This is a genomic window from Acidovorax sp. AC410, assembly GCF_979253235.1.
In genome coordinates, this window is sequence record NZ_CEEDCG010000001.1 from 5,288,220 (window position 1) to 5,314,112 (window position 25,893).

Here is a 25,893-nt window from a genome sequence, read left to right on the forward strand (position 1 = left end):
TCGCGGCGGTCACCATCCATGGTAGCCGCCGCGCAGCCGCTTTCCTCTGTTTCATTCTTTCCCGAGTCTCCCGATGAAAAAACAAGCAATGGTGTCCTGCCCGCAGCCCGAGGCGGCGGAGTCCGGCATCGAGATCCTGCGCGCGGGCGGTAACGCGGTGGACGCCGCCGTGGCCATCGCGCTGTCGCAGACGGTGGTGGACCCGCTGATGTGCGGCATCGCGGGCTTTGGCACGGCGGCGGTGTTCCTGCCGGACAAGGCGGGTAAGGAGGCGCATGAATACTTCGACTTCCACGCACCCGCGCCGCTGGCCGCGCGCGAGGACATGTGGGCGGATTTGCTCGAAGGCGAGACCAAGGATGGCTTCGGCTTCATCCTCAAGGGCCGCGTCAACGACATCGGCGCGCAGTCCATCGGCACGCCCGCCACGCTCAAGGGCCTGGCGGCCATGCACAGCGCGCACGGCCGCCTGCCGTGGAAGGAGGTGGTGGCGCCGGCCATTGCCTGGGCGCGCGATGGCTACTTCGTGCGCCCCGGCATGTACTCCTTCTGGATCGACCAGACCCTGGCCGGCCGCGCCAGCAACATGGACCGCCTGCACTACAGCGACGAAGGCCGGGCCCTGTATTGCCGCGCCGACGGCAGCGCCAAGCCCATCGGCACGCCCATCGTGAACGAGAACTTCGCCCAGGTGCTGGCCCAGGTGGCCGAGGAGGGCATCGCTCCGTTCTACGAAGGCGAGCTGGCGCGGCGCATGGTGGAGCATGTGCAGTCGCTGAGCGGCCTGCTGAGCATGGAGGATCTCAAGAGCTACCAGGTGCGCCGCACCCAGCCGCTGGTGGGCCGCTACCGCGACCGCGTGGTGACCACCAACCAGCCCCCGGGCGGCGGCGCCATGCTGCTGCAGATGCTGACCATCCTGGAAGAGTTTGCCCTGGGGGATATCGAACACAACAGCCCCGAGTACCTGCGCATCCTGAGCGAGGTGATGAAGAAGGCCACCACCGACAAGGACCGCCACATCGGCGACCCGGCCTTCGTCGAGGTGCCGCTGGACCAACTGCTGTCGAAGGAGAATGCAGCCCGCGTGGCCGCCGACATCCGCGCCGGCAAGCGCCACAGCGTGGAGCGCGTGAACCTGGGCGCACCGGTGCCCAAGGACACCACCCATATCAGCGTGGTCGATGGCGAAGGCGGCTGCGTCTCGATGACGCATTCGCTGGCCATGCCCTCGGGCGTGATCACGCCCGGCATGGGCTTCTTCTACAACGGCTGCATGGGCGTGTTCGACCCGCGGCCGGGCCGGGCCGGCAGCATCCAGCCGGGCAAGAGCCGCTTCACCTCGTCGTGCCCGAGCATCGTCTTCAAGGACGGCAAGCCCGAGATCGTGCTCGGCGCCCCCGGCGGCACACAGATCGCCATGGGCGTGCTGCAGGTGCTGCTCAACCTCATCGACCACGGCATGGGCATGCAGGAGGCCGTGTCGGCCCCGCGCTTCTCGTCCACCAGCAACTCCATCGACGTGTGCAACCGCATCCCGCGCTACGTGGCGCGCGAACTGCAGGCCCAGGGCTACGAGGTACTGCGCAACCCGTACAACTACACCATCGGCTGGGTACACGGTGTGCAGATCGGGGCCGACGGTGCGTTGCATGGCGGCGCCGACCCGGGGCGCGATGGCGTGGTCTACAGCACTGTGGTGGCCTGAATGACTCGGCGCACCGGGCCTTCTCCTACAAGGCCGTCAGTGCGCGGCTGACAGGGTGGCATGGGGCGGGCACGGACAGTGGGTGCATGCGCCTTCCGTCCTCTGCCAGCACCCGACTGCCTTGCCCGCTGGCGCGGCGGGAGTGCTTGCGGCGCCTATTTGAGCCCGGCCAGGTAGGCGGCGATGTGCCGCGCGTCGGCAGGGCTCAGGCCCATGGCGGGCATGGCCGTTCCGGGCTTCACGGCCTGCGGCTCGCGCAGCCAGCGCTCCAGGTTCTCGGTGGTGTGCGGCAGCACGCCTGCGATGTTGCTGCGCAAGGCAAAGCCTGCGAGCGAGGGGCCCACATGGGTCTCGGGCCCGGTCACGCCAGGGATCCTGTGGCAGGCGTTGCAGGCATGCTGGTACAGGGCCTGGCGGCCCAGCACGGCATTGCCCGTGGCGGGCGGCGCAGCGGCCATGCGCGCCGCGCCGCAGGTGGCAATCGCGCCCGCGCTGCGCGCGCCGTCCACCTGCTCCAGCGTGATGGCCTGGAAGGCCGCCACGTCCAGGTCGGGCAGGCGCTTCAGAAAGGCCACGGTGGACCACAGCTCCTCCTCGTCCAGCCGGTGCTCCCAGGCGGGCATGCCGCTCATGCGGATGCCGTGGCGGGTCAGCCAGTACATCTCCCTGGCGCTCCAGCGCCGGGCCGCATCCACCAGCGGGCCGGGCAGGGGCTGCATGCTCTTGCCGATGTCGCCCTGCGCCACGCCGGGGCCGCCGTGGCATTGCAGGCACTGGTCACGGTAGCAGCCCGCGCCGCGCAGTACCATGGTCTCGGTGAAGGGCGGCGGCTCCACCACACTGCGGGCCCGCAGCTTCACGGACTGGTGCATGGCAGTCTCCAGCAGCTGGTACACAGGCTTGAAGTGCTGCTCGCTGGCGGCCACGTTGTACAGGCCCAGGTACACGGTGGCAAAACCTGCCGCGGCGGCCAGCACGGCCACGGCCAGCAGCGTGGCGAAGAGGATGGCGTAGAAGACGGTCCGTCGTCGGTGGGGCATCGGTTCATTATGTGGGGGTGCCGTGCAGGGGGCTGTAGGACGTGGGGATGCACATGAGGCGTGTGCTCTCCATCCTGGCTTGTGCATTGGCATGGCCTGTGGCGGCCCTGGGCGGTTCTGATGCGCAGCCCACCGGCCGGGCCCTGGGCGATGCGCGGCGCGGGGCCCTGCTCATCGCCCAGTACCAGTGCGGCGCCTGCCATGCCATCCCGGGCGTTGCCAGCGCACGCGGCACCGAGGGCCCGCCGCTGGCGGCCTATGGCCTGCGCAGCTACATTGCGGGCCGCGTGCCCAACCGCCCCGACCTGCTGGCGCGCTGGATCGCGCAGCCCTCGGCCCTGGTGCCATCGACCACCATGCCCGACATGGGCGTGCCCGAGCAGGATGCGCGCGACATGGCGGCCTGGTTGAGCGAGCAGCGTTGAGGCATGGTGGCATGAGCTTGGCATCCACCCTGGTCCCCGTCCTGTCGCCCGCCGGCCCGGCCGCGCAGGCCATTGCCGAAGTCAGCTGGGTGCTGATCACCGGCGCCACGCTGCTCTTCGTGGGCACCATGGCGCTGCTGGCCTGGGCGCTCTTTCGCAAACGGCGCGGGGGCGAGGTGCGGTCCTTGTGGTGGCTGGCCGGTGGCGGGCTGGTGTTGCCGCTGGTGCTGCTGACCGCCTTGTTCTTCTACAGCCTGCACCGCGCCCCGCCCTGGAAGGCCGTGCCACCGGCCGATGCACTGGTCATCTCCGTCACGGGCCGCATGTGGTGGTGGGAGATCCGCTACCGCGACCCGGTGAGTGGCGCGACCATCGCCACCGCCAACGAGTTGCGCATGCCCGTGGGGCGGCCGGTGTACCTGGGATTGTCGAGCCTGGAGGTGATCCACAGCCTGTGGATACCCGAGCTCGGGGGCAAGATGGACATGGTGCCGGGGCGGGTGAACCATTTGTTGCTGCAGGCGTCGCGGGCGGGGGTGTACCGGGGGCAGTGCGCTGAATTTTGTGGCGAGGCGCATGCGCGGATGGCGCTGCATGCGGTGGCGATGGAGGCTGGGGAGTTTGATGCGTGGCTGGCGGGGCAGGCCAGGCCTGCGGTGGTTTCTTCGTCGTCTGCTGTGTCGCTGCAGGCGGGCAGGGCGGTTTTTGAGGGACAGAAATGTGCTGTGTGCCATACCGTTCGGGGGGTGGCCGAAGGCTCGAAGTTGGGGCCGGATCTGACGCATGTGGGGAGCCGGCTGTTCATTGCTTCGGGGACCTTGAAGAATGGGCCTTTGGAGATGAAGCGGTGGTTGGCGCAGGTGCATGAGGTCAAGCCGGGGGCGCGGATGCCTTCTTATGCGCGGTTGTCGCTGGGAGAGATGGATGCGTTGGTGCAGTGGTTGGGGGCGTTGAAATGATGTGGCTGTTGCTTCTATCTCCAGACGGATGTTGGCTTTGCTGGCTGCATGCTTCGGCGGATGGCGGAGGCCGGGATGTGCGTCCGGCGGGGAGGCCTCGCTTTTGCGGTCTGGTCTCGCTGGTGACCGCAGGCCTGTATGCAGGGCGGAAGCCGGGTCTCGGCCCGGCGGCCGAGGTACCTTTCTTTGCGTCGCCAAAGAAACGTACCCCAAAGAAAGGCGACCCCGCTGCCCGTGTCCCCACTCGCCCGGTGGGCGAGTGGGGCAGCCTGCGATGCTCGGTCCTGGGGTGTGCCGCAGAACTCGCTGCGTTCTTCGAACTCCGCTCAAACAGCTGCGGCAAGCTTGACAACGATGCGCGTGTCCTTCGGCACGCGCTCACCCCAGGCCCTGCGCTTCTCGGCACGGTCAGAAGGGGGTGGGAGCGGGCTCCATACGGGCCATTGCTTCGCTCGGCCCGGGGTGCCTTCGCTGCGCTCGGCCTGGGCAGAGAGATCGCGCCCGAGCCGTCGGCAGCGCGCACTGCGCGCGTCACCGACCCCCGGCGCAGCTGCGCAGCAGCAGCCGTCCCTGACCCCGCTCCCCACCCCTGCTGGCTGCGCCGAGAAGCGCAGGGGCTGGGGTGGGTGCGTGTGCCGAAGGACACACGCACTTCGTCATCTAGCTTGCCGATGCTGTTTGAGCGGAGTTCGAAGAACGCAGCGAGTTCATCGGCACCACCCCAGGCCCGAGCATCGCAGGTTGCCCCCATCGCCCGCCAGGGCGATGGGGGACGCAGACTGGGGGTCGCCTTCTCTTTGGTGACTTTCTCTTGGCGACGCAAGAGAAAGTTACTGCGCCGCCGGGCGCACATCCCGGCCTCCGCCCTCGGCAAGAGCACACAGCCACCACAAACAACAAGCCGCCGGGGCCCGCCATGACACAAGACCCCACAGACAAGGCCCCTCCCGCCCTCAACCCCTTGCCCCGCCCAGCCGGCGAGCGCGAGGCCCTCGAACGCGCCTGGCAACCCCCGTCCGGCTGGCGCCTCCTCTCCGCCGTCAACAACACCCAGGTCGGCCTCTTCTACATCGGCACAGCACTGCTCTTCTTCGTCCTGGCCGGCGTGCTCGGCCTGATCATGCGCGCCCAGCTGGCCCTGCCCCAGGCCGACCTGGTATCGGCCGCCACCTACAACCAGATCTTCACCATGCACGGCACGGTGATGATGTTCCTCTTCGCCGTGCCCGTGGTCGAAGCCATGGCCGTGTACCTGCTGCCCGGCATGCTGGGCACGCGCGACATGCCGTTCCCGCGCCTGTCGGCCTATGGCTTCTGGGCCTATGCCATCGGCGGCATCGTGTTCTTTGGCACCATCTTCTTCGGGGCCTCGCCCGACGGCGGCTGGTTCATGTACCCGCCGCTCACAGGCAAGGAGCACTCGCCCGGCGTGGGGGCCGACTGGTGGCTGCTGGGCATCGGCTTCATCGAGATATCGGCGATTGCCGGGGCCATCGAGATCATCATCGGCATCCTCTTCACACGCGCGCCGGGCATGACGCTCGCGCGCATGCCCATCTATGCCTGGGCCATGCTGGTCACGGCGCTGATGATCGTGTTCGCGTTTCCGGCCATCATTGCCGGCACGCTGCTGCTGGAGATGGAGCGCGCATTCGACTGGCCCTTCTTCATCCCCGCGCGCGGGGGCGACCCGGTGCTGTGGCAGCACCTGTTCTGGTTCTTCGGCCACCCCGAGGTGTACATCATCTTTCTGCCCGCCGCGGGCATGGTGTCGATGATGGTGCCGGCGCTCGCGCGCACGCCCATCGTGGGCTACCGCTGGGTGGTGGCCGCGTTGCTGGGCGTGGGGCTGCTCAGCTTTGCGCTGTGGGTGCACCACATGTTCACAGCCGGGCTGGGCTCGTTCACCATGCACCTGGTGTCGGCCGCGAGCTTTGCCGTGGCCGTGCCCAGCGCCGTGCAGGTGTTCTCGTGGATCGCCACCTTCTGGCGCGGGCGTGTCGAGGCCAATGCACCCACGCTGTTCCTCGTGGGCTTCCATGCCATCTTCGTGCTGGGCGGGCTCACCGGCATCATGGTGGCGGTGCTGCCGTTCGACTGGCAGGTACACGACACCTACTTCATCGTGGCGCACCTGCACTATGTGCTGATCGGGGGCATGGTGTTCCCGGTGTTTGCGGGGCTGTACTACTGGCTGCCGCTGGTCGTCCAGGGCCACCGCATGTCCGAGCGGCTGGGGCGCTGGGTGTTCGGGCTCATGTTCGGGGGCTTCAACCTGGCCTTCTTTCCGATGCACATCGCCGGGCTCATGGGCATGCCGCGCCGGGTGTACACCTACGACGCGGGTCTGGGCTGGGAGTGGCCCAACCTGCTGTCCAGCATCGGGGCCTTCGTCTTCGCGCTCGGGGTGGTGCTGTGCTTTTGCGACCTGATCCGCAGCTTTCTGCGCAATACCAACGGGCAGCAGCACGAGAACGTGTGGAACGCGCCCACGCTGGAATGGGCTTCGGGCGGCGAGTACGGGCTGCGCAGCATCCCGCCCGTCAGCTCGCGCGAGCCGCTGTGGCAGCACCCGGGCCTGCGCGATGCGGCGGAACAGGGCGCCTACTGGCTGCCGCGCACCGTCTTCGGCGGGCGTGAGTCGCTGGTCACCAGCGCTGTGCACGCCACGCCGCGCCAGCTGCTGCTGCTGCCGGGCGACGGCTGGTCGCCCTTCATCGCGGCGGCGGGCACGGCGGGGTTCTTCCTGCTGCTCACCGTCGCCATGGTGGTGCCGGCCGTGCTGTGCGGGGTGATCGCGCTGGTGGCCATGGTGGTCTGGCTCTGGCAGTCCGACCGGGCCGTGCCTGCGGCCACGGCCGAGGTGGCGGCCGGCGTCTTCCTGCCCACGCGCCTGGTGGGCCGGCATTCGCACTCGTGGTGGGCGGTGGTGGTGCTGCTGTGCGTCGATGCCAGCGTGTTCGCATCGGCCACCTTTGCGCACCTGCATGTCTCCATGGCGGCCGATGTCTGCCCGCCACCGGGCGCGGCCCTGCCGCAGTGGGCGTGGCCGGCATCGTCGGCAACGCTGTGGCTGCTGGGCTCGGGGCTGTTGTGGGCGGCCCAGCGGTCCTTCGCCCAGGCTTCGTCCGGGCAGGGCTGGCTGCGCGTGGCCACCGTGCTGGCCACGGCCGGCGCCTGTGGGGCCATGGCGCTGGATTTCATGGGCCACCTGCAGGCCGGCCTGAACCCGCGTGCCGATGCCTGGAGCGCCACCGTCGCCGCATTGCTGGGCTGGCAGGCGATGCACGTGGGCATCCTGCTCATCATGGGCGCCTACCTGCTGGCCCGGTCGCTGGCCGGGCACCTGCAGCAGGGCGCCCGCGCCACGCTCGACAACACGGTGCTGTTCTGGCACTACGTGACGGTGCAGGGCATCGTGGGGGCGCTGGTGGTGCAGGTGCTCCCATCGCTGATGTGACCGATGCCACAGGCGGGTGGCCGCCTCGGCGGAATCCCACGCGCGCACGGGGTGCTGTCTGGCAGTCTCCTTGGGGGCGGTTCTCCATGCTGGTTGCATGACTGCATCCCGAACTGCTGATGTTGCTGCTGCCGCTGCTGATAAAGGGGCGGCTGCGTCCTCCAGCCCCGACACCCTCGGCGAGATCCTCGACGAGTTCGAGGCCCTGGCCCAGCGCCACGCGCGGGTGGCCGTGGCCGACCTGGTCGATGCCGTGGGCCCGCGCAGCTACGGGCCGTTTCTGCTGGTGCCGGCGCTGATCGAGATATCGCCGCTGGGGGGTATTCCCGGCGTGCCCACCGCGCTGGCCGTGGTGGTGGTGCTGTTCGCCGTGCAGATGCTCAGCGGCCGCAAGCGCCTGTGGATGCCCGGTTGGGTGGCCCGGCGCGACGTGGCTGCGGCGAAGATGCAGCGGCTGGTGGCTGGCGCGCGCCCCATGGCGGCGCGGCTGGACCGCTGGTTCCACGGCCGGCTGCGCTGGCTGACCTCGGGCCTGGGGGTGCGCCTGGCAGCACTGGCTTGCATCGCGCTGGCCTGCATGGTGCCGCCGCTGGAGCTGTTCCCGTTCGCCAGCTCGGTCCCCATGGGGGCCATTGCGCTCATCGGCCTGGCCCTGCTGGTGCGCGATGGCGCACTGATGGTCGTGGCCTCGCTGCTGGCCTGCGGCGCAGCGGGGTTGCTCCTCGCAACCCTGCTATGAAAGCTGCTGCGGGCCCCTGGATGCAGGCCTGCGCTCGGGCGGCCTGCCCAGTGCCAGAAACTCCCGCAGGCTGCCCACGCCCAGCTTGGCGAAAATGCGCTCCTTGTAGGTGACGATGGTCGCTGGCGACAGGGCCATCGTGCGGCCTATTTCCTTGGCGGTGCATCCGTCCATCAGCAACTCTGCCGTGGAGCGCTCGCGCGGGGACAGCGTGCTCCACGGATCGCGCTCCTCCTCTTCCTCCTCGGGAAACGCCAGCTCGTCGTGCCGGCAGGCCAGGCCCATGAGCGTGCTGCCGTACTGGCCGAGCAGGGTGGAGGCCCGCCCCATGTTAAGCGGCACCCGCGAAAAATAGAAGTTCAGGTAGCAGCTGCGGTCGCCCCACTGGCCCAGCAGCGAGACCTTGCCGGTGAACCCCGGCTCGTCGAACAGCACGCGCCGGTACTCCGTATCCCCGATGCTGGTGGGCGACATGCGCAAAAGCCGCAAGTCAGGGCCCTGGCCAGGGGCCTCCGGCGCGTTGTCGCGCACCAGCGGATAGTTGGGGTCGCGCTGGTACAGGTGCTTGACGTAGATGTCGGTGGTGGAGTCGATCAGGCGCTGATTGCACACGCTGGCCGCCGCCGCATGGCGGATGCGGCCCCGGTGGTCGTAGCTCAGGTGGCTGAAATGGTCGGCGCCGAGCACCGAATGGATGCCTTGCAGCAGGCGGGCGTGAAAACCGGGCCTGCCGATGTCCGCCACGCACTGCCCCAGCCAGGCATCGCGCGTCGAAAGCGCGGGTATGCAATCCATGGTGTTGTTGTCTCCTGTGCGCTCTGCCTTGCGTGGGGGTACGCAGGCGCGCTTTCCTGAAATGATGCCACAGACCCTGACCGCACGCATGTCCCCACGCGAGAGGACAGACAGGGGACACGATGCTTTCCAGAATGGCAGCTCAGTCAACGCCGAGATGCCATGCACGTCCTGCCCCGCTACCCCTACCGCCGCCCGCCCGAACTGGACGGGCACCCCCAAGATTCCCGCCCCGCCGTGGTCATCGGCGGGGGGCTGACCGGCCTGGCGCTGGCGCTCGACCTGGCGCGCCGCGGGGTCCCCGTGCTGGTGCTGGACGACGACGACACCGTCGGCGTACGCGGACTGGCATCGCGCGGCATGTGCTGGGCGCAGCGCACACTGGACATCTTCGAGCGCCTGGGCGTGGCCGGGCGCATCACCGCCAAGGGCGTGGCCTGGAACGTGGCGCGCGTGCTCGCCAAGGACCAGCCCGTCACCTCTTATGCCCTGCAGGACCAGCCCGACCTGCGCCACAACGGCTTTGCCAACCTGCAGCAGTATTACGTGGAGCAGTACCTGGTCGAGGCGCTGCAGGCCGAGCCGCTGGCCGAGCTGCGCTGGCTCAACAAGGTCGAGCACATCGCACAGCACCCGGGCGGAGTGCGCCTCACCGTGGGCACCCCCGATGGGCCCTATGCACTGGATGCGCAGTGGGCCGTGGCCTGCGACGGGGCCTCCAGCCCCTGCCGCGCCGCGCTGGGCCTGGAGCCCGTGGTGCATGACCGCACCGAAGACCGCTGGATCATCATCGACATCACGGCGCCCGGCTGCGGCTGGGCGCAGGAGCGCTGGACCTGGCTGGACGCCTCGGCCAATGGCGGGCGCGCGGTCTGGCGCCACAAGATGGCCGACGACACCTGGCGGCTCGATTTCCAGCTGCGCGAGGATGAGGATTCCGTAGTGGCCGCCACGCCCGAGGCCATGCGCCGCCGCGTGCAGGCACTGTTCGGCGAGGCACTGGAGTTCGAGATCGCCTGGTCCGGCGTGTGGGCCTACCGGCATGAGTGCCTGGAAGACCTGCGCAGCCGCCGTGTGCTGTTTGCCGGTGATGCCGCCCACCTGGTCGCGCCCTTTGGCGCGCGCGGCGGCAACGGCGGCGTGCAGGACGCCGACAACCTGGCCTGGAAGCTGGCCCTGGTGCTGAACCACGGCGCCGACGAGGCGCTGCTGGACACCTATTCCACCGAGCGCAAGCAGGGCGCCTTCGAGAACATCCGCCAGGCACGGCGGTCTTCGCGCTTCGTGCATCCGCAAGGCCATGCCTCGGCCCGGCTCTGGCGTGACGCCATCATCGCCATGGCGCCGGACTGTCCCTGGGCGGCCCGGTGCATCAACACTGGCCGCTTGTCGGCCCCCTGCCGCTACACCGATTCGCCGCTGCTCGCAGGCGGTGCAGGGGAGGGCGCCGCGCTGCCCGACGTGCGGCTGGCCGAGACGGGCAGCCTGCACCAGCTGCTGGGCCCCTGGTTCACCCTGCTGGTGTTTGGCGACCAACTGCCGCCTGCACTCACCGCCGTGAAGCACCCGCTGCTGACCGTGGCCTTTCTCGCCCCGGCCTGCGATGCACAGGCCCGCGCAGCGCTGGAGCGCCAGCTCGGGGTGGGGACGGACAGCGGCGAGTGCTGGCTCATCCGGCCCGACCAGCATGTCGCCACGCGCCTCGCGCACCAAGAACCCGCGCTGGTGCAGTCCCTGCTGGCCGCTGCCCTCGCGCCCCTTCCCACCGATCCACCCCCCACCCCTGCCCATGACTTGCACGCAACAACAGCTTGACGACGTACTGGAGTCCCTGATCGCGCTGACCGACGCTGCCACCCCGGCCGTGCAGAGCGACCTGCTCGCCCGCCTGGTGCTGGCGCTCGCGGCCGAAGTGGACGACGCCACGCGGCTGCAGGCCGCCATCGCCAGCGTGGCCCGCTCCGCCGGCCGCAGTCTGCAACCAACACTGCCCTGAATCCCCCCTTGAATTGAAAGAAAGCATGAGCCATTCCACCGCATTCGCTTCGCAGGCCGACCTGGCCGAGAAGACCACCAGCTTCACCCAACTGTCCGCCAACGCCTGGGCCTACACCGCCGAGGGCGACCCCAACTCCGGCGTGATCATCGGCGACGACAGCGTGATGGTCATCGACGCGACCGCCACCCCGGTGATGGCCGCCGCCCTGGTGCGCCGCATCCGGGAAGTGACCGACCTGCCCATCCGCCACGTGGTGCTCACCCACTACCACGCCGTGCGCGTGCTCGGCGCTGCAGGCTTCGTGCCCGAGGGCGCGGTCAACGTCATCGCCAGCCGGGCGACGCGCGATTTGATCGTCGAGCGCGGGGCCGAGGACATGGCCTCGGAGATCGGCCGCTTCCCGCGCCTGTTCCAGGCCCAGGAGAGCATTCCCGGCCTGACCTGGCCGACCATCGTGTTCGACAAGGAACTGACGATGCACCTGGGCAGCCTGGAAGTGCGCCTGCTGCACCTGGGCGCCGGCCATACCAGCGGCGACTCCATCGTCTGGATTCCGTCGCAGGGCATTGTTTTCTCGGGCGACCTGGTGGAGTTCAATGCCGGTGTCTACACCGGCGACGCGCATTTGGCGGCCTGGCCCGCCACGCTCGACCGGCTGGCCGCCTTGAAGCCCGAGCAGCTCGTGCCGGGCCGCGGCCCGGCGCTGCGCACGGCGGCCGACAGCCTGGGTGCCATCGAGTACACGCGCGGCTGGGTGCAGACCCTGCTGCAGTGCGCGCGCGACGGCGTGGCCGCCGGCCACTCGCTGCAGCAGGTCTATGCCGACACGCGGCGCGTGATGGACCCCGTGTTCGGCCAGGTGTTCATCTACGAGCACTGCATTCCCTTCGACGTGTCGCGCGCCTATGACGAAGCGCAGGGCATCGCCAACCCGCGGATCTGGACGGACGTGCGCGACCGCGAGATGTGGGCCGCCATCCAGCCCTGAACCCCACGACACCTCCGACCGACACCCCCCCCATGAAACTTGCCACCCTCCGAAACCACCGGCGCGACGGACAGCTTGTCGTCGTCAGCCGCGACCTGCAGCGCATGCGCGCATTCGACGGCTGCCCTACCTTGCAGGGTGCGCTCGACCAGTGGGACAGCCTGCAGCCCGCACTGCAGCGCGTTGCCGACGCGCTGGAAGCCCACCAGGGGCCCTTCGAAGCCTTCCACCCCGAGGCCTGCGCGGCGCCGCTGCCGCGCGCCTACCAGTGGCTCGATGCATCGGCCTACCTGAACCATGTGGAGCTGGTGCGGCGCGCGCGCGGCGCCGACACGCCCGATGAACTGCGCCGCGACCCGTTGATGTACCAGGGCGGGTCCGACGACTTCCTGGGCGCGCACGACCCCATCGAAGCCGCCGACGAGGCCTTTGGCATCGACCTGGAGGCCGAAGTGGTCGTGATCACGGGTGACGTGTCGCTGGGCTGCAGCGCAGAGGCCGCGCTCGGCGCGGTGCGCCTGGTCGGCCTGGCCAACGATGTCACGCTGCGCCACCTGGTCCCGCCCGAGATCGCCAAGGGCTTCGGCTTTCTGCAGTCCAAGCCCGCGACGGCCCTGTCCCCGGTCTTCGCCACGCCCGATGAGCTGGGCCCGCACTGGCGCGGCGGCAAGCTGCACCTGCCGCTGGTATCCACGCTCAACGGCGAGCGCCTGGGCGCACCCAATGCCGGCGTGGACATGGATTTCGACTTCGGCCGGCTGATCGCGCATGCCGCGCGCACGCGCCGGCTGGTGGCGGGCAGCATCGTGGGCAGCGGCACGGTGTCCAACCGCGACCCCGCTGCGGGCGTGAGCTGCCTGGCCGAGCGCCGGGTGCGCGAGCAGCTCGGCGGTGCGTCCACGCTCACCCCCTTTCTGCGCCACGGCGACCGCGTGCGCATCGAGGTGCGCGACCCGGACGGCCACAGCGTGTTCGGCGCCATCGCGCAGACCGTGCGCATCGGCGGGGTGCCTGCGTGAGCACACCGGCGCAGTTGCGCCTGCACACCTACTTTCGCAGTTCTGCAGCCTTTCGCGTGCGCATCGCGCTGGAACTCAAGGGCCTGGCCTGGGAGCCCGTGCCCTGGCAACTGGCGGCCGGCGAGCACTGCGGCGAGGCCTACCGCGACATCGCGAGCTTTGGCCTGGTGCCGCTGCTGGAGATCGACGGGCTGCGGCTGCAGCAGTCGATGCCCATCATCGAATACCTCGATACGCGCTTCCCGGGCGTGCCGCTGCTGCCCGCCGACGAACCCGGCAAGGCCCGCGCCCGCGCGCTGGCCCAACTGGTGGCCTGCGAGATCCACCCGCTGAACAACCTGCGCGTCCTGAAGTACCTGCGTGGCCCGCTGGGCCTGCCTGAAGCCGAGGTCAACACCTGGTACCGCCACTGGTGTGCCGAAGGCCTGGCCCGCATGGAGGCCGAGCTGCAGGGCGTGCCCACGGTCGGCGACTACGCGCTGGGCGCCTCGCCTTCCATCGTCGACTGCTTTCTGGTGCCGCAGCTGTTCAATGCGCGGCGCTTCGAGACCGACCTGCGTCCCTACGGGCGCGTGCGGCACATCGAAGCGGCCTGCATGGAGCTGCCCGCCTTCCAGCGCGCCCAACCCGCCAGCCAGGCCGATGCCCACTGAACCACCACCGATGGAGACCCTGATGATGAAACCAATTCCCGTGCTTTCGATGCCCGCGCGACGCGCCTTGCTGGCGAGTGCCTGCCTCTTGCCCCTGTCCCGGCTGGCCCGCGCCAACGGCGCCGACAACCGGCCCATCGAATGGGTGGTGGGCTATGCCGCGGGGGGCGGCTCCGACGTGGTCGCCCGGCTCATCGCCGAACCCATGGGCAAGGCGCTGGGGCAGGCCATCGTCATCGTCAACAAGCCTGGCGCCGCGACCAACATCGCGGCCGACTACGTGGCGCGCTCGCGGGAGCGGGGCCGCACCCTGTTCAGCGGCGATTTCGCGACCCTGGCCGCCAACCCTGCGCTCTTCGAAAAGCTCAGCTACGACGCGGCCCGGGACCTGGCGCCGGTCGGCATGATTGCGCGCTTTCCCCTGATCCTCGTGGTGGCGCCCGGCGTGCCGGCCAGCAACTTCAAGGAGTTCCTCGCCTGGGCCAAGGCCCGCCCGCAGGGCGTGACCTATGCCTCGCCCGGTGCCGGCACCGCCCACCACCTGGCCACCGAGCTGCTGCGCGAGCGCACGGGCCTGAACCTCGTGCATGTGCCTTACCGCGGCGCAGCGCCTGCGGTGCAGGACCTGCTGGGCAGCCAGGTGGATTGCATGCTCATCGACTCTGCCAGCGGGCTGCCGCACATCGCGGGCGGCAAGCTGCGGGCGCTGGGCGTCACCACCGGGGGGCGCACGCGCGTGCTGCCCCAGTTGCAGACACTGGCCGAGCAGGGGCTGGCCGGCTTCGACGCCTATTCATGGCAGGGCCTCACGGTGCCCACGGCCACCTTGCCCGAGGACGTGAAGCGCTTCAACGTCGCCCTGGTCGCGGCACTCCAGTCCGAGGCCGTGCAGGGCAAGCTGCTGGCGATGGGCGTGGAGCCCACGCCGGGCACCCCGCAGCAGATGGCCGCCTATGTGGGCACCGAGCGCGAGCGCTGGGGCAAGCTGATCCGCGAGCGCGGCATCAAGGTCGATTGAGGTGCCTGTGACAACGACCACGATCCGATACGACGATCTCGTCGAGTCCGTTGCTGCTGCGCTGCAGTACATCTCCTACTACCACCCCAGCGACTACATCGCCCACCTGGCGCGCGCCTACGAGCGCGAGCAGAGCGCCGCGGCCAAGGACGCCATCGCCCAGATCCTGACCAACAGCAAGATGAGCGCCACCGGCCAGCGCCCCATCTGCCAGGACACCGGCATCGTCAACGTGTTTTTGAAGGTGGGCATGGACGTGCGCTGGGAGGGTTTCCCCGGCGGCCTGGAAGACGCCATCAACGAAGGCGTGCGCCGCGGCTACAACCACCCCGACAACACCCTGCGCGCCAGCGTGGTGGCCGACCCCGAGTTTGACCGCAAGAACACCAAGGACAACACGCCTGCGGTGATCTTCGCGCAGATCGTGCCGGGGAGCAGCCTGGACATCACCGTCGCGGCCAAGGGCGGCGGCAGCGAGAACAAGAGCAAGATGATCATGCTCAACCCCGGCGACAGCGTCATCGACTGGGTGCTCAAGACCGTGCCCACCATGGGCGCCGGCTGGTGCCCCCCGGGCATGCTCGGGATCGGCATCGGCGGCACGGCCGAGAAGGCAGTGCTCTTGGCCAAGGAAAGCCTGATGGACGACCTCGATATGTACGAGCTGCAGGCCAAGTCCTCGCGCGGCGAGAAGCTCGACAAGGTCGAGGAGATGCGCCTGGAGCTGTACCACAGGGTCAACGCCCTGGGCATTGGCGCGCAGGGCCTGGGCGGCCTGACCACGGTGCTGGACGTGAAGATCAAGATGTACCCCACGCATGCGGCCAGCAAGCCCGTGGCCATGATCCCCAACTGCGCGGCCACGCGCCATGCGCACTTCGTGATGGATGGCTCGGGCCCGGTGTACATGACCCCACCCTCGCTGGACCTGTGGCCCAACGTGAACTGGGCACCGGACTACAACAAGAGCAAGAAGGTCAACCTCGACACCCTGACCAAGGAAGAAGTGGCCAGCTGGAAGCCCGGCGACACGCTTCTGCTCAACGGCAAGATGCTTACCGGGCGCGACGCCGCGCACAAGCGCATCAAGGACATGCTGGCCCGGGGCGAGAAGCTGCCCGTGGACTTCACCAACCGCGTGATCTACTACGTGGGCCCGGTGGACCCCGTGCGTGACGAGGCCGTGGGCCCGGCCGGCCCGACCACCGCCACGCGCATGGACGGCTTTACCGAGATGATGCTGGCCGAGACCGGCCTGATCGCCATGATCGGCAAGTCCGAGCGCGGGCCGGTGGCCATCGAGGCGATCAAGAAGCACCAGAGTGCCTACCTGATGGCCGTGGGTGGTGCAGCCTACCTGGTGAGCAAGGCCATCAAGACCGCCAAGGTGCTGGGCTTTGCCGACCTGGGCATGGAAGCCATCTACGAGTTCGACGTGGTGGACATGCCGGTGACGGTGGCGGTGGATGCCGGGGGCACGAGCGCCCACATCACCGGGCCGGCGGAGTGGCAAAAGCGCATTGCGACCGGCGCACGCAAGACAATCACGCTGGAGAGCGTCTGAGAACGTTCCAGGCCCAAAAAAAAGGAGATGACGATGTTCGATGAGCGAGACCTGGCGGCTGCCCGCCCCGCAGGCATGGAGCCCGAGGAGTGGCGCCTGCGCGTGCAACTGGCGGCGTGTTACCGCGTGTTCCACGCCAGGGGGTGGAGCGAGGAGATCTTCAACCACATCACGGTGCGCGTGCCCGGGCCGGCGGCGCACTTCCTGATCAATCCGTTCGGCCTGCACTACGGCGAGGTGACGGCGAACAACCTGCAAAAGATCGACCTGCAGGGCCACCCGGTGGGTGCGGGGGACTACCCGGTCAACCGCGCCGGCTTCGTGATCCACAGCGCGATCCACGCGGCACGCGAGGACGCGCATTGCATCATGCACACCCACCATACGGCGGGCGTGGCGGTGTCGTGCAAGGAAGAGGGCCTCAAGTTCAACAACTTCTATGCGGCGTTCCTGAGCGGCAACGTGTCCTACCACGCCTTCGAGGGCATCACCGTACACCCGGGCGAGCAGGACCGCCTGGTGCAGAGCCTGGGCGCCAGCAACTGCCTGATCCTGCGCAACCACGGGCTGCTGGTGACCGGCCGGAGCCTGCCCGAGGCCTTCTACTTCAACTATGTGCTGCAGCGCGCCTGCGAGGTGCAGGTGCTGGCCGACTCCATGGCCGGGGCCAACATCTCCATCCCGGCCCAGGCGCTCGCGGTATCGGCGCGCGACGTGGGGCTGACCGACCCGGACAACGACCTGCATGCCAAGCTGTTCTGGGCCGCGGTGCGCCGGGCGGGCCTGGGGCTTGGTGATCTAGTCCACTGACGGGTATTTTCTAGGGCGGGCGGGCCCGGTTTTCACGTACCATCGCCGGGCCGTGGCATCCACCGGGCAGGGGATTGCCGCCAGCGTTTCGCACGCATTGATTGCACAACAAGCACAGGAGACAAACCATGAGCCTTTCCCCCGCAACCTCCCGCCGCGACATCCTGCAACTGGCCCTGGCCGGCGCCGCAGGCACGCTGCCCTTCATGGCCCAGGCCCAGGCGCTCGACACCGTGAAGATCCTTGCCGGCTTTGCCGCCGGCGGCACCGTGGACACCCTGGCGCGCCGCGTTGCGACCCAGATCACGGGCGGCTACGCCAAGTCGGCGGTGGTCGAGAACAAGACCGGTGCGGGCGGGCAGATCGCCATCACCACGCTCAAGGCCGCCCCGGCGGACGGCGCCACGCTGCTGGCCACCCCCATGTCCATGTTGGGCATCTACCCCCACACCTACAAGAAGCTGCCCTACGACCCGGTGGCCGATGTGACCCCCGTCTCGCTGGGCGTGGTGTTCGACATGGGTTTTGCCGTGGGCCCGCAGGTACCCGCCTCGGTGAAGACGGTGCCCGAGTTCCTCGAATGGTGCAAGGCCAACCCCACGGGCGCCAATTTCGGCTCGCCCGCACCGGGCTCGGTGCCGCACTTCGTGGGCGAGCTGATCAGCCGCGCGGGCAAGGTGGACATGCGCCACGTCGGCTTTCGCGGCTCGCAGCCGGCCATCCTGGACCTGCTGGGTGGGCAGATCGCGGCCGTCTCGGCCCCGGTGGGCGAGTTTTTGCCGCATTTGCAAGGCGGCAAGATCCGCGTGCTGGCCACCTCGGGTGCCACGCGCAACAAGTTCATGCCCAATGTCAGCACGCTGATCGAGCAGGGCTACAAGGACATGGCCTACAACGAATGGTTCGGCTTTTTCCTGCCCGGCAAGGCGCCTGCCGATGTGGTGCAAAAGGCCAATGCCGCCATCCGCACCGCGCTGGCTGACAAGGATGTGATCGCCGGGCTGGCGGCCATGGGGCTGGAGGCCCGCTCGTCCACTCCCGCCGAGTTGGCGGCGCTGCTCAAGGCCGACGGCGAACGCTGGGGGCCTATCGTCAAGGCCATCGGCTTCACCGCGGAATCCTGAGAACCCACCGCGATCGGGGCCTGCCTGTGCCCCAATCGGTCAGTTTTTTCCCGGCGGTGCAGGGGCCAGTTGCAGCACGGTCAGCGCGCTGGTCAGCTCGGCCCGCCTGCGGGCTGCCTCTTCCTGGCGGATGGGCGCGTTGGCGCGCTCGTGTTCTCCGCGTGCGTTGTTGAGCCGGCTCTTCATCTCGGTGTCGAGCGCGATGCGCTCGGTGAGAAAGCGCCCATAGCCCGCCTGGCCCGCATACAGCTGCGATAGCAGGACGGTGAAGCGCGCGTTCTCTTCCTCCACGAGGTCGGCGTAGGCAGGCGGGGCATTCTTCAGCCGGAACTCCGCCCCGGCATTCACGCACTCCCGGCGCAGGCCCGCCCAGGACTGGATGGCCTGCTTCTCCTCGGCGGTGGGGATGGCGGTGCTGGTCAGCAGGTCTGGCGTCGCTGTCTGTGCATTGGCAGCGCTTCCAATCCGGGGCCTGAGCACTGCCAGCGCGCCGTGCTTGTCCATCCCGGCAAAGCAGATGGCGCTGGGGTCGTCCGCGGCGCTGCGCTGTACCGGGGGGCTTGCCTGGCATCCGGCAAGGACAAGGCAGACGGTTGCGATATGAAGCATCTTCATTTTTTTGCCTTTCGTGCAAACTTTGCGCCGCGCCTCGGGCCTGCGGCGTTCGGTTCGTTTCACTCTAACCAGATTGGACACACAGAGGAGCGAAGGGCCGGTTGGACGCGCTGTCCTCCTACACAAGTCCATACTGCAGCGTCGCACATCGCAATGGATGGCGCAGGCCGTTGGTCGCCTCCTACAAAGGCTGGCGCAGGCCGCAGGCTCAATCTCGGGAGCCATCCATCAACCGGAGACACCCGTGGACTCGATCAACAACAACCAGGCGGAAGAGACCCACCGACACCTCGCTGGCGGCGTTGCCGCAAAGCGCATCCAGGACATGGCGCAGGACGCTGGCTGCTGCTTCTTCTGCACCAATGCACCCGATGGAGAGACGCAGGGCACGCGGCCCATGAGCATCGAGAAGGCAGACGAGGCCGGGCACCTGTGGTTCCTCAGCGCGTCCGACAGCCACAAGAACCGCGAGATCGAAGCCGACCCGCAGGTGCGCATCTTCCTGCAGGGCGCCAAGCACTCGGGTTTTCTGGTGCTGGAAGGCACCGCCACCATCCACCGCGACAAGGCCTTGATCGGCGAACTGTGGAACCCGGTCATGAGGACCTGGTTCACCGAGGGCAAGGACGATCCGCGCATCACGGTGATCCAGGTCGTGCCCGCATCCGGCTACTACTGGGACAACAAGCACGGGAGCTTGGTGGCGGCCACCAAGATGGTCATCGGCGCCGCCATCGGCAAGACGCTGGACGACTCCGTCGAGGGGCAGCTTCGCCCATGAAGTGCCTGCAAGCGCCGAGGTGACGACTGCCATGCACGGTTTGCGGCGCCTGGGCGGGGCGTTCATCCGCCTGCCGGTGCTGGGCGTTCTGATCCTGGCAGTACGCAACTACATCCTGCACCAGAGCGCCAACCAGGCCGGCAGCCTGGCGTTCTCGTCGCTGCTGGCCATGTTCCCGCTGCTGATCCTGCTGTCCGCCGCTGCCGGCTACTTCGGCCAGCCCGGCGAGGCGGCGGCGCTGGCCGAGCGGGTGGTGGGCTATGCGCCACAGGTGGTGCGCGATGCCATGCAACCGGTCATTCGCCAGGTGCTGGCGCAGCGCAACGAGGCCTTGCTCACCGTGGGCCTGATCGTCACGCTGTGGACTGGCTCGTCCGGCATGCAGGCCGTGCGCTCGGCGCTCAACCGGTCCTACGGCATCACGCGCGGCCTGCCGTTCTGGAAGGCGCGCATCAAGGCCACGCTGTTCACGGTCATCGTGGGCCTTGGCGTGCTGGTCACCTTCAGCTCCGTCATCATCATGCCGCGCGTCTGGCAGTTCGTGGTGTCCAGCGTGGAGGGGGCGAACGAGGTGGTCTGGCTGTACGACAGCGTGCGCTATGGGGCGGCCTTCATCACGCTGACCCTGCTGTATGCACTGCTCTATGGCTGGCTGCCCGACATACGCCAGCGCCTGGGCACGGTGCTGCCCGGCGCCTTGGTGGGCGCGGCCCTGTGGGTGGCGGCGGCGGCCACGCTGTCGTACTCACTGCGCACGGCGGGCAAACTGGCGCTGATCTACGGCAGCTTTGCCGGCATCGTGGCCACCCTGGTGTTCCTGTACATCAGCGCCACCACCCTGATCTTTGGCGCGGAAATCAACGCAGTGCTGCGTGAGAAGGCGCCGGGCCCGGCGGCAGTTGAAGACCCCGCCTGAATGGCGGTTTCGGCTGCCGGCAGGAAAAAGCGGCCCGCAGGCCGCTTGTTCCGTGCCAGATCTGCAGGGTCAGATCTTGTCGATGGCCTTCTTCACGGCTTCCTTGGCGTCGCCTACCTGCGCCTGGGTCTTGCCCGCGGCCTGGTCGGCCAGGCCTTCGCCTTGCAGCTTGGGGCTGTTGACGACCTTGCCGGCGGCTTCCTTCACCTGGCCCTTGATGTCGGTGGCACGTCCTGCTACTTGGTCCTTGTTCATGGTTCGCTTTCCTGGGTTGGCACCGCGAAACGTGCGGTACCCCAAGGATGGACTTGCCGCAGGCGCCTGGCTGTCAGAGAGAGGCCCATTCGCGCGTCGGGCAGGTCTGCGTTGTCCTTTCACCTGGGGTGAGCGGCATCTGCGGCCCGCAGGGCCGCATGGATGCGCGCCGTGATATCGGCCCCCGGCACCATGGGCCTGAGCGCAGGCACATGCGCGCGCCCGATGTTGCCGATGGGCAGGCGCTGCAGCAGGTGGCCCAGCGGCACCAGCGCCAGGCGCAGCACCTGGCCGGCCACCTCGCGCCCATCGCGCAACTGCAGGGCGTAGCGCAGCATGGCGGTGTGCGAGCGCCAGTGCAGGCCCAGTCGGGTCTGGCCCAGCACGTGGGCCGCCTCCAGCCAGGGCCAGCGCGCGGCCGGCGGCTCGCCAGCGCTGGCCGCGAAGCGGGCCAGCAGGTGCGCGAACGCCGGGCGCTGCAGCGCGGGCGCCTGGGGTGGCTGGCCGCTCATGCGGCTGCCCCGGGGCCTTGCGCGCGGGCGTGGCGGCGCGCGAGTTGCAGCCAGCGCCGCTGCCGGTGGCAGTAGAAGACCCAGGCAAAGGCGGCGCTGATCGGCGTCATCAGCCACGGCAGGTGGCGCGCGCGCACGTACACCTCGTCGGTGTAGCAGGTGCGCTCCGGCGCGCCGGGCAGGCTGTGCACGGTGATGCGGTGGTCCCACACACGCATGAGCTGGCCGGTGCCGTTGTCGCGCAGCAGCGGCCAGGCGCCGGGGATGCCGTCGCAGGCATGCGCGCTGATGCGCGCGGTCTGGCGGCCCATGGGCAGCAGGCCGAAGAGGGCAAAGCGCAGCTCCGTATCGCCCGCGGGCCAGTGCAGGGGCCAGGCGCCATGCACCGGGGCAAAGCGCAGCAGCGGTGCCGTGATGTGGCGAAACAGTGCCGTGGTCTGCAGCTCCTGGGCCACCCACTCGGCAGGGGCGGGCAGGGTGGTGGTGAGGCGGATGCGCAGGCTGCCCGGCGGGCGCGGCAGGGCGCTGGCGCGCGAGCCCATCTCCGTGATGCCCATGGCTGCGGTCACTGCGGCGTGTGCTGCGGCGGCGGTGTTGGCGGTGTTGCTCATGCTGGGGCGTCCTGTGCTGCGGTGGTCTTGGGGGGATGCTCGGGCCGCAGCATGCGCAGGCCGTTGGCCACCACCAGCAGGCTGGCGCCCATGTCGGCGAACACCGCCATCCACATGGTGGCCTGGCCCGTGAGCGCCAGGCCGAAGAACACCGCCTTGATGCCCAGCGCGAGCGTGATGTTCTGCACCAGCACGGTGTGCGTGCGGCGCGACAGGCGCACCGTCTCGGCCACGCGGCGCAGGTCGTCGTTCATGATCACCACGTCGGCCGTCTCCATGGCCACATCGGTGCCGGCGGCGCCCATGGCAAAGCCGATGTCGGCCTTGGCCAGGGCCGGGGCGTCGTTGATGCCATCGCCCGCCATGGCCGTCATGCCGTGCTTTTGCTGCAGGGCGGCGATGGCGGCGAGCTTGTGCTCGGGCAGCAGGCTGGCCTGTACCTCGGCAATGCCGGCCTCTTGCGCAGCGGCCTGGGCCGCCGCGGCGTGGTCGCCGGTGAGCATCACCGGCACGATGCCCAGGGCCTTGAGGTCGGCCACGGCCTGCACGGCCTGGGGGCGCAGCGTGTCGGCCACGGCGAACAGGGCGCGCACGGCGTCGGGGTCGGCCAGCAGGGTCACGCTGCGGCCCTGGGCCTCGTGCGCGGCGGCGGCGGCCTCGACCGCGTCGGTCCACAGGTTGCGCTCCTGCATGGCGCGGCGGTTGCCCAGCTGCCAGGTGCTGCCGCCAATGCGCCCCTGCACGCCGCGCCCGGCCAGGGCGGTGAAGTCTTCCACCTCGGGCAGCGATGCCTCGGTTTCACCCAGGCCGGCCACGATGGCCTTCGATACCGGGTGGTCCGAGCGGCCCGCCAGCGCGCGCGCCACGTCGGTGGCGGCATCGTCGCCAAACTGCGCCTGCCCCACCAGCACCGGGCGGCCGGCGGTGATGGTGCCGGTCTTGTCGAAGGCCACGGCGCGGATGCCGCGCGCCTGCTCCAGCCAGGCCCCGCCCTTGACCAGGATGCCGCGCCGCGCGGCAGCCGCCAGCCCGCTGACCACGGTGACCGGCGTGGAGATCACCAGCGCGCAAGGGCAGGCGATCACCAGCAGCACCAGAGCGCGGTAGATGGCATCGAGCCAGCCCCAGCCCAGCAGCAGCGGCGCACCCACGGCCACCACCACGGCCAGCACGAAGACGGCGGGGGTGTAGATGGCGGCAAAGCGGTCCACGAAGCGCTGTGTGGGGGCGCGGCTGGCCTGGGCCTCTTCCACCGAGCGGATGATGCGGTCCAGCGTGGTGTTGCCGGCGGCCGAAGTCACCTGCATCACCAGCTCGGCCTGCGCATTGAGCGTGCCGGCGTACAGCTTGTCGCCAGGGGCCTTGTCCACGGCCAGGCTTTCGCCGGTGACGCTGGATTCGTCCACCGCGCCGCGCCCGCTGGTCACCGTGCCGTCCAGCGGCACCCGGCCGCCGGGGCGCACACGCACCGTGGCACCCAGCGCCACCTCGGCCGCGTGTACGCTGCGCCACTGGCCATCGGGCTGCTGCACATCGGCCTGCTCCGGGCTCAGCGCCAGCAGCGAGCCGATGGCGTTGCGCGCGCGGCCCGCGGCCCCTTCCTCGATGCGCTCGGCCAGGGCATACAGGGCCATCACCATGGCCGCTTCGGGCCACTGGCCGATGGCAAAGGCGCCCGTGACGGCCACCGCCATCAGCGCACTGATGCCCAACTGCCCACGCAGCAGCGAGCGCATGCCGCTCTTGTACACCCCCAGGCCCGCCAGCAGGATGGCGGCTGCCGCCAGCGCCATGCCCGCGCCGTGCCAGATGGGCGTGTCGGGCCCGAGCAGGTGGGCCAGCTCGGCCCCGGTGGCCGCCACCAGCGCCGCGCCAATGCGGCCCCAGCCGGGCAGGGCGCCGTGGTCGTGGCCTTCATGCTCGCCGCCATGCCCTTCGTGGTCGGCATGCGCCTTGTGGTCGTGGCCTTCGTGGCCGTGCGGCGCGGCAGGGGCCTTGGCCGGTGCCGCATCGTCAGCGCAACTGCTGCCAGGGGTGCAGCACGAGACATTGATCTGGGGCGCGCGGCGCGCAGTGCCCGCCTTGGGCATGGGCATGGGCAGGGCCACGGGCGCTGGGCTACCTGGCTCCGGCGGGCCCTGGGATATGGTGGATCGGCTGGTTTCTGTCATGGCTTTTTTCCTTTGCGGGGGCGGATTGCGATCCGCCATGCCATGATTGGAATCCTTGAAGTCACTTGAAGGTCAAGCGCATGCCAGCAGACACAGCCAGGTTACGCATCGGCGAGGCCGCCCAGCGCTCGGGCGTCTCCACCGCCAACATCCGCTACTACGAGAAAGAGGCCTTGCTCGCGCCCGGCCCGCGCAGCGAGAGCAGCTACCGCCTGTACAGCGATGCCGACATCCACCAGCTGCGCTTCATCCGCCTGTGCCGGGCCATGGACATGTCGCTGGGCGAGGTGCGCACCCTGCTGGCACTGGACCGCTCGGCCGCCGGTGCCGACCACACGGCCTGCGACACGCTGGACGAGCACCTCACGCACGTGCGCATCCGCCTGCAGGAGTTGAAGACCCTGGAGCGCGACCTGATTGCCCTGCGCCGCCGCTGCGATGGCACCGACGGGCACTGCCATGTGATCGACGCGCTGCACGAGCGCGCCGATGCCGAGCCCGTGGCGCCGCCAGGGCCGGCGCCGGCCAAGCGGCATGTGTGATGAGACGGCCAGGGACTGACTCAGCGCACGGTCGCCCGTGAAACTGGCTTGGCGTGCGCTCGCAAGTGGTTGCGGACCTTGTTCAGGTCACTTTTCGGGTCAGGCTTGCCACGCGACAGGGCGCGCTCGGTTTGCACCACCATGTCCTCGAAGCGCGGGTTGGAGGCAAGGTACGCCAGGATCAGCCGGGAGTAGCCGGTGTCGCCATCGAAATGGCATTGCGTGGCCTCTCCCATCGCGCTGCCAGAGGGTGGGTGGCCGTTGACCAGCGCCTCCAGCGCCACCAGGTCGTGCAGCCGGGCCAGCCATGGCGAGAACGCGCTCTGGAGTTGTGATCGGCATGCGGCCACTTCGGCGGGGGTTGTCAGTGCACTGTCCCCATCCAATGCGCCTGACCAGCGCAGCACCGCCGTCTGCGTGGCGTGCAGCTGAGGCACCGCCTGGTGCATCAATCCGTCTACATACCGGTTGCACACTTCGGCGCGCACGTCGAAGTACATGACTCCTATTTCCGGCGTCGTCGAGTGGCGCAGGTACACCTGGATCCGTTCATGCTCGGTGGTCTTGGTGAAAAGACCGGGGCGGCTGGCGTCCTCTTGCACGTAGCCTGCGGCCTGCAGCACAGCCGCCGCAGCGCGCACGAGTTCGCCCAGCGTGGCATCGATGTCCGCGAATCTCCGGTCGAGCCGTGTGAACACGGGCGCAGGCCCGTTTTGCCGCCCACCGTGCCGAAAACCGCACACCTCTTCAGCAAGCGCGGCAGGGACGCCGAAGACGGCATCGTGGCCGTGCTCCGCACGCGATTGGAGCGCTGCCTGCAGCAAGGGTGCCAGCGCCCTGGGCGCAACGCCTTCGATGCCGAGGTGGTCGCCGCCCTCCGACAGGACATGGGAGACCGTCCACACCCGCGCCCCATCGCGGCAGAGAAACGCCAGCGAGGCGTTGGTGCTCTCGTCCTCGGCGCACCCGACGACGATGCAGCTCAGCGACAGGACTTTCATCAACAGCGGATCGATCATCGGATGAAAGAACTCGCTGAACACGATGACGTACGTGCCGCTGGCCAAATGTGCGCCCGCCACGGGCACGGTACCTGGCGGCACAGGCTGTGCACTGTCGGTCAAACCCAGCTCGGCAAGAACGTCCGCGCCGGCCTTCGCTGCCACGCTGATCCAAGAAACCCTGTAAC

The 25,893-nt window shown here is 69.1% G+C and carries 25 protein-coding genes; 17 read left to right on the forward strand and 8 right to left on the reverse strand.

Annotated elements, in window-relative coordinates; all coding sequences use genetic code 11:
• The first annotated feature begins 73 nt into the window (after positions 1–73).
• On the forward strand, positions 74–1,708 hold the full coding sequence (gene ggt, locus AC0IZS_RS24545) for a gamma-glutamyltransferase (protein ID WP_471638054.1): 1,635 nt from the start codon (positions 74–76) through the stop codon (positions 1,706–1,708).
• Positions 1,709–1,863: 155 nt separating this feature from the next.
• Here the strand turns inward: ggt and AC0IZS_RS24550 are convergent, their stop codons facing one another.
• On the reverse strand, positions 1,864–2,748 hold the full coding sequence (locus AC0IZS_RS24550; protein WP_471638055.1) for a c-type cytochrome: 885 nt from the start codon (positions 2,746–2,748) through the stop codon (positions 1,864–1,866).
• Positions 2,749–2,795: 47 nt separating this feature from the next.
• Here AC0IZS_RS24550 and AC0IZS_RS24555 point away from each other — a divergent pair, with 47 nt between their 5' ends.
• The 4 genes from AC0IZS_RS24555 to AC0IZS_RS24570 all read left to right on the forward strand — a co-directional run bounded on the left by AC0IZS_RS24555 (position 2,796) and on the right by AC0IZS_RS24570 (position 8,331).
• Positions 2,796–3,173, forward strand: coding sequence for a c-type cytochrome (locus AC0IZS_RS24555; RefSeq protein ID WP_471638056.1), 378 nt, complete (start codon positions 2,796–2,798; stop codon positions 3,171–3,173).
• Between the two features lie 11 nt (positions 3,174–3,184).
• Positions 3,185–4,132: a cytochrome c oxidase subunit II gene (coxB, locus tag AC0IZS_RS24560; protein WP_471638057.1), complete on the forward strand. Its 948-nt coding sequence runs from the start codon at positions 3,185–3,187 to the stop codon at positions 4,130–4,132.
• 916 nt (positions 4,133–5,048) lie between these two features.
• Positions 5,049–7,592: a cbb3-type cytochrome c oxidase subunit I gene (locus AC0IZS_RS24565; RefSeq protein WP_471638058.1), complete on the forward strand. Its 2,544-nt coding sequence runs from the start codon at positions 5,049–5,051 to the stop codon at positions 7,590–7,592.
• 97 nt (positions 7,593–7,689) lie between these two features.
• A complete protein-coding gene (locus tag AC0IZS_RS24570) occupies positions 7,690–8,331 on the forward strand; it encodes an exopolysaccharide biosynthesis protein (RefSeq protein ID WP_471638059.1) in 642 nt (213 codons plus the stop codon).
• On the opposite strand, the gene AC0IZS_RS24575 is transcribed toward AC0IZS_RS24570, so the two are convergent.
• Positions 8,326–9,126: a helix-turn-helix domain-containing protein gene (locus tag AC0IZS_RS24575; RefSeq protein ID WP_471638060.1), complete on the reverse strand. Its 801-nt coding sequence runs from the start codon at positions 9,124–9,126 to the stop codon at positions 8,326–8,328. The genes AC0IZS_RS24570 and AC0IZS_RS24575 overlap by 6 nt on opposite strands.
• Before the next feature lie 162 nt (positions 9,127–9,288).
• Here AC0IZS_RS24575 and AC0IZS_RS24580 point away from each other — a divergent pair, with 162 nt between their 5' ends.
• From AC0IZS_RS24580 to AC0IZS_RS24620, 9 genes are all read left to right on the forward strand, one after another.
• Positions 9,289–10,941 carry an FAD-dependent oxidoreductase gene (locus AC0IZS_RS24580; protein ID WP_471638061.1) on the forward strand — a complete coding sequence of 551 codons (1,653 nt, stop codon included), beginning with the start codon at positions 9,289–9,291 and terminating at the stop codon, positions 10,939–10,941.
• Positions 10,916–11,122, forward strand: a complete 207-nt coding sequence (locus AC0IZS_RS24585) for a DUF2783 domain-containing protein (protein WP_471638062.1) — start codon at positions 10,916–10,918, stop codon at positions 11,120–11,122. Before AC0IZS_RS24580 ends, AC0IZS_RS24585 begins: the two co-directional genes overlap by 26 nt.
• Before the next feature lie 25 nt (positions 11,123–11,147).
• Positions 11,148–12,113 carry an MBL fold metallo-hydrolase gene (locus AC0IZS_RS24590; RefSeq protein ID WP_471638063.1) on the forward strand — a complete coding sequence of 322 codons (966 nt, stop codon included), beginning with the start codon at positions 11,148–11,150 and terminating at the stop codon, positions 12,111–12,113.
• Between the two features lie 32 nt (positions 12,114–12,145).
• The gene (locus AC0IZS_RS24595; protein WP_471638064.1) at positions 12,146–13,132 is read left to right on the forward strand and encodes a fumarylacetoacetate hydrolase family protein; all 987 of its coding nucleotides are present in this window, start codon (positions 12,146–12,148) and stop codon (positions 13,130–13,132) included.
• Positions 13,129–13,785, forward strand: coding sequence for a maleylacetoacetate isomerase (gene maiA, locus AC0IZS_RS24600; protein ID WP_471638065.1), 657 nt, complete (start codon positions 13,129–13,131; stop codon positions 13,783–13,785). Before AC0IZS_RS24595 ends, maiA begins: the two co-directional genes overlap by 4 nt.
• A gap of 25 nt (positions 13,786–13,810) precedes the next feature.
• Entirely contained in the window at positions 13,811–14,803 is a 993-nt protein-coding gene (locus AC0IZS_RS24605) for a Bug family tripartite tricarboxylate transporter substrate binding protein (RefSeq protein ID WP_471638066.1), read from the forward strand.
• Positions 14,804–14,810: 7 nt separating this feature from the next.
• A complete protein-coding gene (locus tag AC0IZS_RS24610) occupies positions 14,811–16,367 on the forward strand; it encodes a fumarate hydratase (protein ID WP_471638067.1) in 1,557 nt (518 codons plus the stop codon).
• 27 nt (positions 16,368–16,394) lie between these two features.
• Positions 16,395–17,177, forward strand: a complete 783-nt coding sequence (locus AC0IZS_RS24615; protein ID WP_471638068.1) for a class II aldolase/adducin family protein — start codon at positions 16,395–16,397, stop codon at positions 17,175–17,177.
• 128 nt (positions 17,178–17,305) lie between these two features.
• Entirely contained in the window at positions 17,306–18,301 is a 996-nt protein-coding gene (locus tag AC0IZS_RS24620; RefSeq protein ID WP_471638069.1) for a Bug family tripartite tricarboxylate transporter substrate binding protein, read from the forward strand.
• Positions 18,302–18,340: 39 nt separating this feature from the next.
• Here AC0IZS_RS24620 and AC0IZS_RS24625 read toward each other — a convergent pair whose 3' ends face one another.
• Positions 18,341–18,916 (reverse strand): hypothetical protein, encoded by a 576-nt coding sequence (locus AC0IZS_RS24625; RefSeq protein ID WP_471638070.1) that lies wholly within the window; start codon positions 18,914–18,916, stop codon positions 18,341–18,343.
• A gap of 244 nt (positions 18,917–19,160) precedes the next feature.
• Between AC0IZS_RS24625 and AC0IZS_RS24630 the strand changes: the two genes are divergently transcribed.
• Positions 19,161–19,697: a pyridoxamine 5'-phosphate oxidase family protein gene (locus AC0IZS_RS24630; RefSeq protein ID WP_471638071.1), complete on the forward strand. Its 537-nt coding sequence runs from the start codon at positions 19,161–19,163 to the stop codon at positions 19,695–19,697.
• A 31-nt stretch (positions 19,698–19,728) separates the two neighbouring features.
• Entirely contained in the window at positions 19,729–20,613 is an 885-nt protein-coding gene (locus tag AC0IZS_RS24635; protein WP_471638072.1) for a YihY/virulence factor BrkB family protein, read from the forward strand.
• Between the two features lie 69 nt (positions 20,614–20,682).
• Here AC0IZS_RS24635 and AC0IZS_RS24640 read toward each other — a convergent pair whose 3' ends face one another.
• The 4 genes from AC0IZS_RS24640 to AC0IZS_RS24655 all read right to left on the reverse strand — a co-directional run bounded on the left by AC0IZS_RS24640 (position 20,683) and on the right by AC0IZS_RS24655 (position 24,162).
• Entirely contained in the window at positions 20,683–20,868 is a 186-nt protein-coding gene (locus AC0IZS_RS24640; RefSeq protein ID WP_471638073.1) for a CsbD family protein, read from the reverse strand.
• 119 nt (positions 20,869–20,987) lie between these two features.
• Positions 20,988–21,380 (reverse strand): DUF3703 domain-containing protein, encoded by a 393-nt coding sequence (locus tag AC0IZS_RS24645; RefSeq protein WP_471638074.1) that lies wholly within the window; start codon positions 21,378–21,380, stop codon positions 20,988–20,990.
• Positions 21,377–21,991 (reverse strand): hypothetical protein, encoded by a 615-nt coding sequence (locus tag AC0IZS_RS24650; protein WP_471638075.1) that lies wholly within the window; start codon positions 21,989–21,991, stop codon positions 21,377–21,379. The genes AC0IZS_RS24645 and AC0IZS_RS24650 overlap by 4 nt, the downstream gene beginning before the upstream one ends.
• Positions 21,988–24,162, reverse strand: coding sequence for a heavy metal translocating P-type ATPase (locus tag AC0IZS_RS24655; RefSeq protein WP_471638076.1), 2,175 nt, complete (start codon positions 24,160–24,162; stop codon positions 21,988–21,990). Before AC0IZS_RS24655 ends, AC0IZS_RS24650 begins: the two co-directional genes overlap by 4 nt.
• Positions 24,163–24,242: 80 nt before the next feature.
• Here AC0IZS_RS24655 and AC0IZS_RS24660 point away from each other — a divergent pair, with 80 nt between their 5' ends.
• A complete protein-coding gene (locus AC0IZS_RS24660; protein ID WP_057269430.1) occupies positions 24,243–24,704 on the forward strand; it encodes a MerR family transcriptional regulator in 462 nt (153 codons plus the stop codon).
• Between the two features lie 20 nt (positions 24,705–24,724).
• Here the strand turns inward: AC0IZS_RS24660 and AC0IZS_RS24665 are convergent, their stop codons facing one another.
• Positions 24,725–25,870, reverse strand: coding sequence for a hypothetical protein (locus AC0IZS_RS24665; RefSeq protein WP_471638077.1), 1,146 nt, complete (start codon positions 25,868–25,870; stop codon positions 24,725–24,727).
• Positions 25,871–25,893 lie beyond the last annotated feature (23 nt).